Raw genomic sequence first — 8,304 nt, 5'->3', positions numbered from 1 at the left:
CGTCGGCCACCTGGCGGGCGATCCGCTGGTCCTGCGCCGCAGCGCCCTCGTCGGCGTCGACCACCAGGATCGCGAGATCGGCCCGGGCAATCGCCTGCCGGGTGCGGCTGGCGCTGTAGATCTCGACCTCGTGGGTCTTGGCCCGGCGGCGGATGCCTGCGGTGTCGACGAACCGGTACATCTTGCCGTTGACCTCCAGCAGGGAGTCGACCGAGTCGCGGGTCGTGCCCGGCTCGTCGTGGACGATGCTGCGCTCCTCGCCGATCAGCCGGTTGAACAGTGCCGACTTGCCGACGTTCGGCCGTCCGACGATGGCGATGCAGGCTATCTCCTCCCGCTCCTCCACCTCGCCCGGAGGCGGGAGCAGCTCGTAGACCTTGTCCAGAAGGTCGCCGGTCCCCCGGCCGTGGAGGGCGGAAACCGGCATCGGCTCGCCGAGGCCCAGGCTCCACAGGTCGGCGATCTGCTGCTCCTGGCCGCGGTTCTCGATCTTGTTGGCTACGACGATCAGCGGCGCCTTGACCCGGCGCAGGCGCTTGACCAGCGCCAGCTCGTCGGCGGTGACGCCGGCCTGGCCGTCGACCACGAACAGGATCACGTCGGCGGAGTCCATCGCGCCCAAAGCCGCCGAGGCGACCTTGCCGGTGATCGTCTTCGTGGCGTCGGCGCCGAGAGCCTCCTCAATGAGGCCGCCGGTGTCGTTCAGCATGAAGCTGCGGCCGCGCCACTCGGCCTCGACGCTCAAGCGGTCACGGGTTAGCCCCGACATCGGCCCGACGATGGAGTCCATCCGCTGCGCCAGCCGGTTGACCAGGGTCGATTTGCCGACGTTGGGCCGGCCGACCACCGCCACTCGGGGCAGGTTTGGCTCGGTCATGGGTGTTGCCTTTCTCTCATAGCTTGCAAAACGCTGTCGACGACCTGGTCAATTGAGAGGTCGGTTGTATCGATTACCACTGCGTCACCCGCGGCCCTGAGCGGCGAGTGCTCCCGTGAGATGTCCCGGGCGTCCCGGCTGGAGACCTCCAAAAGGGCTTCGGCCTCGGAAGCCCCACGTTCGGTCGCCCTCCGGCGAGCTCGCTGCTCCTGAGATGCGGTCAGGTAAACCTTCAGGTCGGCGTCGGGCAGGACGACCGTCCCTATGTCCCGGCCCTCCACCACCGCTCCCCCGGGGGTGCCGTGGACCACCTGCCGTTGCCGGTCGACCATCCAGACCCGCACCGGCTGGTGCTGCGCCACCACCGAGGAGACCGCAGTCACCTCGGGCGTTCGAATCAACTTCTCCACCGGTTCCCCGTCCAGGAGGACACTGCCGTTGCCGACCGATATCTCCGTCTCGGGAAGCACCCGGGCCACCGCCGTCGCGTTATCCGGAGCCAACGCGCTGCGTAGAACCTTCAGGGCCAGCGCCCGGTACATGGCGCCCGTGTCGATGTGGCTGATCTCCAAACGCCTGGCCACCGCCGCCGCGATCGTGCTCTTGCCCGACCCGGCGGGACCGTCGACTGCAATGATCATCCGGCCACTTTCTTGAGGTCGTCCAGGAATCCGGGGTAGGAGACGGAGGCGGCATCCCAGCCCTGGACCGTTACCGGCTCCCGGGCAATCAGGCCCGCAACGGCGAAGGTCAGCGCCATGCGATGGTCGCCCGCGGCCTGCACCACACCGCCGGTCAACGGGGTCGGCCCTTCGATGATCAAGCCGTCCGGCCGCTCCTCCACTTTAGCGCCTAATGTCCGCAGGCCCTCGGCGAGGACTGCTATGCGGTCGGTTTCTTTGACTCTTAGCTCTGCAGCGTCACGGATGACCGTCGTTCCTTCGGCCTGCGTGGCGGCCAGGGCGACCAGTGGAAGCTCGTCGACCGCGGCCGGGATTCGGTCGCCGGAAACCTCGGTTGACCGCAGCTTGCAGGCGCGTCCGAAAAGCGTGCCGGCCGGCTCCGGGCCCGGCAGGTTCGCATTGAGCCCGAGGTCGGCCCCCATGAGGGCGAGGATTTCGATGATGCCGGTGCGCCCGGGGTTGAGGCCGACCCCTTCGATAACGACCATCCCGGCCGGGGAAAGGAGGGCGGCCACCAGCCAGAAGGCGGCCGACGAGAGGTCTCCGGGAAGTTCCATCTCAAAACCGCCGTGTCCGAAAAGCTGGTCGCCGCCTTGCACACTCACCTGTCCTTCCGTCCGGAGGATGCGGCAGCCGAGCCAGGCGAGGATGCGTTCGGTGTGGTCCCGGGACGGCGAGTCCTCCTGGACCGTGGTCAGGCCATCTGCCTGCAGACCGGCCAGCAGGATCGCCGACTTCACCTGGGCGCTGGGTACCGGGGTCCGGTAGACGACCGGCTTCAGGGAACCGCCCCGGATCGTCAGCGGCGGCCGGCCGCCCTCGGATGTCCGCACGTTGGCCCCCATAAGACGGAGCGGTTCGGCGACCCGGTCCATCGGCCGGCGGGACAAGGAATCGTCGCCCGAAAGCGTAAAAGTGCCTTTGCGCCCGGCGAGGGCCCCCGACAAAAGCCGCATCGTGGTCCCCGAGTTGCCGCAGTCGAGCGCCGCCGGTTCCGGTACCTCCCAGCCGGTCCCTTTCACGATCAGCGTTCCCGGTGCCTCGTCGGTGAACTCCACACCCAGCGCCTCCATGCATCGCCGGGTGGAGTTGACGTCCTCGCCTGAGATCTGCCCGGTGATCCGGCTGGTGCCCGCGGCCATGCCGGCGAACATCAGCGCCCGGTGGGCGATCGACTTGTCGGCCGGCATCGTCAGCCGGCCGTCGAGCCGGGAGACCGGGGAAAAAGTCTGGTCCACCGGCTACTCGATCTCGGTTTCGTAGCCCTTTTTCTGCAGGGCCTCGGCGGCGGTGCGGGCGTTGGCGGCCCCGCTGACCGCCAGGTGGATCACGCCGCGGCCCCCCTCCGCCGAGTGGAGGATGTTGAGGTCCTCGATGTTGACGCCGGCCTCCCCCACCGTCGTGGTCACCTCGGCCAGGACGCCGGGGCGGTCGGGCACCGGGATCAGGATCTCGGCCAGCTCGGAGGGCTCCAGGCCGGGCTTGCCCGGAAGGTCGTGGCGCGCCCTCTGGGCTTCGGCGAGCATCGCCCGCAGGCGGTACCAGTCGTGGTTCTCCAGCGCGTCGGCGGCTTCGCCGAGCGTCTCCAGGAACCGCCTGAGTAGCGATGAGAGGGCAGGCTGGTTCTCCTGGACGATGCCGACCCACAGGTCGGGCGAGCTGCCGGCGATGCGGGTCATGTCCCGGAAGCCCCCGGCGGTGAGCAGCGGCAGCCCCTCGCCGGTCTTCGCCACGTCGGCGGCGAACCCCATCAGGGTGCTGCTCAGTAGCTGGGGCAGGTGGCTGGTCAGGGCAAGCGCGTCGTCGTGGCGGGCGGGATCCAGCGACAGCACCCGGGCGCCCAGCGCGGCCAGGAAACGCATCAGCTTGCCGTAAGCCTCGGTCGAGGTTGCCCCGGTCGGCGTGAGGATCCAGATACATCCGTCGTAAAGGTCGGGGGTGGCCGCCTCGATGCCGTCCTTCTCCGACCCGGCCATGGGGTGGCCCCCGATGAAGTGCACGGACCCGGGGGCACTGAGGGTGACCGCCTCCACCACGCCGGCTTTGGTGCTGCCGACGTCGGTGACCACACAGCCTTCGGGCATCCAGGCCGCGGCCTCGGCGAAGACCTCTCCGATCGACCCCACAGGGGTGGCCAGCACCACCAGGTCGGCCTCGGACACCGCCTCGGCGAGGGAGCGGGCGGCGTGGGTGATGGCCTTGCGATCCAGGGCCCGCCTGACCGACTCCGGGTCGAGGTCGAAGCCGACCACCCGCTCCGCGAGCCCGCGCTCGAGTGAGGCGAGCCCTAGTGAGCCGCCCATGAGACCCAGGCCGACTATGGCCAGGGTGTTGACCTTGGGGTTGCGTTCGATCATGAAAGTCCTACTGAGGTAGATCGGTACGGAGCGACTGCGTGTCCTTGAGGTAGACGTGCCGGAGTTCGGCAAGACTCTTTTCCGTATAAATATGCATCAAGATCCTTATCACCCGGGGTTTTGAGCCCTTGACGTCGATCTCGCAGGCGCACAACAGCGGCACGTCGGAGATGCCGATGGACCGGGCCGCCGCCGCGGGGAACTCCGATGTGATGTCCGGGGTGGCGGTGAAGATGATCGTCACCAGGTCGTCCCGTTCGACACCGTTGCGCTCCATCATTGCCTGGAGCAGCTCGGCGGTGGAGTCCATGACCTCCTGCTTGGTGTCCTCGGCAACCGTGGTCGCGCCGCGCAGGCCCCTCACTCGTGACATTGAAATTCAGCCCTCTCTTCGGGTGAGCCTGAAGGTTTACAGGCCCACTTCACGATACAGCGCGTCCACCTCGGCTTGAGTGAGGTGACGGTAGGAGCCGGTGGTCATCCGGCCGAGCTTCACCGGCCCCATTCCCGTCCGGACCAGGCGCAGGACCGGGCGGTCGACCGCCTCCATCACCCGGCGGACCAGGTGCTTGGGACCCTCGTGGACCTCCAGCTCGACCACGCTGCGGTTGCCGCCGGGGCCCTTGCGGGAGCCGAGGATCCGGACCGCGTCGGCCTTAAACAGCTCCTTCTCGCCCAGGTCGACCCCGGTCTGGGTGAGCTTGCGCATGACGCCCTTTCCGATGGTGCCGGCGACCTCGGCGACGTAGGTTTTGGTCACCTCGAAGGAGGGGTGGGTCAGCCGGTGCGTCAGCTCGCCGTCGTTCGTGAGCAGCAGCAGCCCCTCGGTGGCGATGTCCAGGCGGCCGACCGGGAAGACCCTCTCGTGGATGCCGATGACGTCCAGAACCGTCGTACGCCCTTCGGGGTCGCTGGTGGTGGTTATAACGCCTTCGGGCTTGTTCAACAGGAAGTACTGCTTGGTCGGGTCGAGCTGCACCCGCAGATGGTCGACCTCGACCCGGTCGACCGCAGGGTCGATCCTCTGGCCCAGGTCCGCGAAGTCCCCGTTCACGATGACCCGGCCCTGGCGGATCATGTCCTCGGCCACCCGGCGGGAGGCGATACCGGCCTCCGACAGGACCTTTTGGATGCGGGTCCCTTCCAGGGGGGCGTCAGAAGCAGCAGTCGCCCGCTTTCGGGGCGGAACCTCGGACGACGATCGGGCGGCGGGCTTGCGGGGGGCGGAAGGGCGTACGGGATCCTTGCGGGGCGCCCGGCCGGCGGGCTGCCGCTTCTGGGCCGGCTTGGGGCGCGGCCCGGCGCCACTCCCGGCCGGTTTGCGGTTGGCTGCCGGGCGAGAGGCGCCTTCGGTCGTCGAGCTCTGGATGGTTTGGGACGAGCCGGCGTAGGCGGTGGGAGCCGGCCCGCTACGGGGCTCGGGGGCGAAATCGTCCCGGGGGGCCGGGCGGGGCCGGGAGTGCGAAGGTTTGGTGCCTCCCGATTCCGGACGGCCGTAGCCGGAAGCGCGATCGTCCCGTTTGGGGTATCCCGCGCTGCGGTCAGAGGGCCTGCTCCGCTGGTCGCGGGGCCCCGGCCCGGAGGGCCTGCGGTCGGAGCTACCCGGGCGATCCGAGGAGCGAGGCCGGGGCGGGCCGGACCGAAAGTCCGATGAGCCGCCTTCGGGGGGCCGCGACCGGGGCGGTCCCCCTCTGGAGTCAGGCCGGTCGCCGCGGTCCGAAGTTCGGGACCGGGAGGGGCCGTCCCTGAAATCGGACGGTCCGCTGCGGTCGGAGGACCGCGGCCGGGAGGGGCCGGGCCGGAAGTCCGATGAGCCTTCGGACCTGGGGCGGGAGTCCGAGGCGCCCCGCTGGCCGTAACCCGGCTTGGCGTCCGAGGAGGTCCGGCTGCGGCCGGAACCGGCGGGTCTGGGTGAATCGTCGTACGACGGGCGGCCACCCTTGTTCGGTGGGCGTTTGGCGAAGGGAGGTTTGCCGCCCCTGGCGGGCGGGCGTGGATTGTTCACCCCCCCAGACTACAGACCGGGACCGAGTCCAGACTCCATTCGCTCCACAGCTTTGGTGTCGGGCATGAATTCCGCCAGTGCCGGGAGGTCCGAGAGGTCGTTTAGCCCCAACCGCTCCAGGAACAGCCGGGAGGTGCCGTAGAGGATCGCCTGGCCGGGCCCGGGGTCACGCCCGACCTCCTCGACCACCCCCCGGGCGATCAGGGTCCGCAGCACGCCGTCGCTTGAGACGCCTCGGATTTCGGCCAGCTGGCCGCGCGAGATCGGCTGCCGGTAGGCCACGATTGCCAGCGTCTCGAGGGCCGCCTGGCTGAGCCGCCCGTGGCGCTGCTCCCCGACAAACCGCTCCAGGTACGGCGCCGACTCGGGGTGGGTCGCCAGCCGCCACCCCCCGCCGACCGACCGGAGGACAATCCCGCGCCGGGACTCCTCGTAGCCGGTCGCCAGGGCGGTCAGCAGCTCCTCGATCCGATGGGACGGGAGCTCGAACAGGACCGCCAGGTCGGCGGTGGGGACCGGCTCGTCGGCGATGAAGAGCACCGCCTCCAGGTGCCTCAAAAGGTCTTCCATCACGCCGCCCCGGACGCTTCGGGCCGGTAGGTGATCGCAATCTCGCCGAACGGGTCATCCTGCTCGAGGTCGACAGTCTGGCTCTTGAACAGCTCCAGAACCGCCAGCAGGGCGATCACTACGTCGATCCGGCTCTGAGCCGTGCGGCAGATCTCCCGGAACGAGCCCGACCTCTCCCGCTCCATTCGGGCCCGCAGCTGTTCGACCATCTCCTCGAGGCTGACGGTGATCCGGGTGATGTGCGACGTGTCGACCGACGGCCTTTCGGGCGGGGTTAACGCCCGGACCGCAGCGCGGGCCAGCTTCTCGGCGGTCAGCCCCCGGAAGATGTCCGGGGCCGCCGGGACCAGTTCTTCGGGCAGCTCGGCGGTCCGGGAGTGGAAGCCCGTGTTGGCCGACATCCGGGCTTCGAGCCGCACGGCGACCTTCTTGAAGGTGGCGTAGACCACCAGCTTGTGGAGCAGACGGTCCCGCTCCTCCAGGAGCAGCCGGAGCTCCGGGTCGACGGTGGAACGGTTGGGCAGCAGCTTCAGCGACTTGAGCTCGAGGAGGGTGGCGGCCAGGATCAAAAAGCTCGAAGCGGTCTCCAGGTCCACCTCGCCCAGGGCGGCCGTCGCCCGCAGGTACTCCTCGGTGACGTCGGCGATGCAGATGTCGGCGACGTTCACCCGCTCCTTGGAGATCAGGTGGAGGAGAAGGTCCAGCGGCCCCTCGAACACGTCCAGCTTTACGGCGTAGGTCACGGGTTCAACAATAGCCAGCGAAGGGAAGGGCCGCCGGTATTTAGGAGCGCCTCAGCCCGACCCGGTCCCGGACCACGTGCATGGTCTCCTGCGCCATCTCCCGGGCCTGGGCGGCGCCGGCGTCGAGGATCTTGTCGAGCTGGCCGGGGTCATCGAGGATCTCCAGGTACCGGGCGCGGAACGGCCCGAGGAAGTCGACCACCGCCTGGGCCAGCCCCTTCTTGAAGTCGCCGTACCCCTTGCCGGCGTACTCCTGCTCGATCTCGGAGACCGGCCGCTCGGTGACGGCCGAGTAGATGGTCAGCAGGTTGGTGATCGCCGGCTTGTCCGGGGAGGCGACGACCTCCTTGCCGGAGTCGGTGACCGCCCGCATGATCTTCTTGCGCACCACCTCGGGGGGGTCGTTCATCCAGATCAGGTTGTTCGGCCGGTCGGTGCTTTTGGTCATCTTGTAGGACGGGTCGTCCAGGCCCATGATCCGGGCGCCGTCGGCCGGGATGTAGGGGTCGGGGACCGGGAAGGTCTCTCCGAAGGTCCGGTTGAAACGCTCGGCGATGTCCCGCATCAGCTCCAGGTGCTGGCGCTGGTCGTCGCCCACCGGCACCAGCTCGCCCCGGTAGACCAGTACGTCGGCCGCCATCAGCACCGGATACATGTACAGGCCGGTGCCTATCGACTCGTTTTCGGTGTTGCGGCTCTTGTCTTTGAACTGGGTCATCCGGCTCAACTCCCCCATCCGGGAGACGCAGGTGAGGAGCCAAGCCAGCTCGGTGTGCTCCTGGACCTCGCTCTGCAGAAAGAGGACGGATCGCTCGGGGTCGATGCCGGAAGCGATGAGGCTGGCTGCCGCGGATCGGGAGCGCTTGCCGAGCAGCTTGGGGTCCCAGGGCATCGTCAGGCTGTGGAGGTCGACGACGCAGAAGATGCACTCGTGCTGCTCCTGGAGCGCCACCCACTGGCGGAAAGCGCCGATGTAGTTGCCGAGATGCGGCGCATCGGCGGTCGGCTGCACTCCGGAAAAGACTCTGGCCATCTTGAAACCTTCTGTTTGGTAGCTGCCCTTATGCTT

9 protein-coding genes are annotated in these 8,304 nt (G+C 68.7%); all 9 read right to left on the bottom strand.

The features are described from left to right. The coding region (gene der, locus VFV09_05665; GenBank protein ID HEU4867200.1) for a ribosome biogenesis GTPase Der at positions 1–877 on the bottom strand (877 nt) is incomplete at its 3' end. After that, positions 874–1,518, bottom strand: a complete 645-nt coding sequence (cmk, locus tag VFV09_05660; protein HEU4867199.1) for a (d)CMP kinase — start codon at positions 1,516–1,518, stop codon at positions 874–876. The genes der and cmk, both read right to left, overlap by 4 nt. Further along, positions 1,515–2,798, bottom strand: coding sequence for a 3-phosphoshikimate 1-carboxyvinyltransferase (aroA, locus tag VFV09_05655; protein HEU4867198.1), 1,284 nt, complete (start codon positions 2,796–2,798; stop codon positions 1,515–1,517). Before aroA ends, cmk begins: the two co-directional genes overlap by 4 nt. 3 nt (positions 2,799–2,801) lie before the next feature. Next, positions 2,802–3,917, bottom strand: coding sequence for a prephenate dehydrogenase (locus VFV09_05650; GenBank protein HEU4867197.1), 1,116 nt, complete (start codon positions 3,915–3,917; stop codon positions 2,802–2,804). A 7-nt stretch (positions 3,918–3,924) separates the two neighbouring features. Beyond that, positions 3,925–4,290 (bottom strand): chorismate mutase, encoded by a 366-nt coding sequence (gene aroH, locus VFV09_05645; protein HEU4867196.1) that lies wholly within the window; start codon positions 4,288–4,290, stop codon positions 3,925–3,927. Positions 4,291–4,326: 36 nt separating this feature from the next. Continuing rightward, positions 4,327–5,922 carry a pseudouridine synthase gene (locus VFV09_05640; protein ID HEU4867195.1) on the bottom strand — a complete coding sequence of 532 codons (1,596 nt, stop codon included), beginning with the start codon at positions 5,920–5,922 and terminating at the stop codon, positions 4,327–4,329. Between the two features lie 9 nt (positions 5,923–5,931). Further along, the gene (gene scpB / locus VFV09_05635; protein HEU4867194.1) at positions 5,932–6,492 is read right to left on the bottom strand and encodes an SMC-Scp complex subunit ScpB; all 561 of its coding nucleotides are present in this window, start codon (positions 6,490–6,492) and stop codon (positions 5,932–5,934) included. Continuing rightward, a complete protein-coding gene (locus VFV09_05630; protein HEU4867193.1) occupies positions 6,492–7,235 on the bottom strand; it encodes a segregation/condensation protein A in 744 nt (247 codons plus the stop codon). The genes scpB and VFV09_05630 overlap by 1 nt, the downstream gene beginning before the upstream one ends. 40 nt (positions 7,236–7,275) lie before the next feature. Next, positions 7,276–8,268 carry a tryptophan--tRNA ligase gene (trpS, locus tag VFV09_05625; protein HEU4867192.1) on the bottom strand — a complete coding sequence of 331 codons (993 nt, stop codon included), beginning with the start codon at positions 8,266–8,268 and terminating at the stop codon, positions 7,276–7,278. Positions 8,269–8,304 lie beyond the last annotated feature (36 nt).

The organism is Actinomycetota bacterium (genome assembly GCA_035759705.1).
Classification (GTDB): domain Bacteria; phylum Actinomycetota; class CADDZG01; order JAHWKV01; family JAHWKV01; genus JAJCYE01.
The sequence above is the reverse complement of the archived record's forward strand: the minus strand, read 5'-3'. Positions and strand labels throughout refer to the sequence as shown.

What these genes read in the sequence shown, in the direction of transcription:
- aroH (HEU4867196.1), bottom strand. Translation starts at nt 4,290, where the DNA reads ATGTCACGAGTGAGGGGCCTGCGCGGCGCGACCACGGTTGCCGAGGAC.
- scpB (HEU4867194.1), bottom strand. Translation starts at nt 6,492, where the DNA reads ATGGAAGACCTTTTGAGGCACCTGGAGGCGGTGCTCTTCATCGCCGAC.
- VFV09_05650 (HEU4867197.1), bottom strand. Translation starts at nt 3,917, where the DNA reads ATGATCGAACGCAACCCCAAGGTCAACACCCTGGCCATAGTCGGCCTG.
- cmk (HEU4867199.1), bottom strand. Translation starts at nt 1,518, where the DNA reads ATGATCATTGCAGTCGACGGTCCCGCCGGGTCGGGCAAGAGCACGATC.
- trpS (HEU4867192.1), bottom strand. Translation starts at nt 8,268, where the DNA reads ATGGCCAGAGTCTTTTCCGGAGTGCAGCCGACCGCCGATGCGCCGCAT.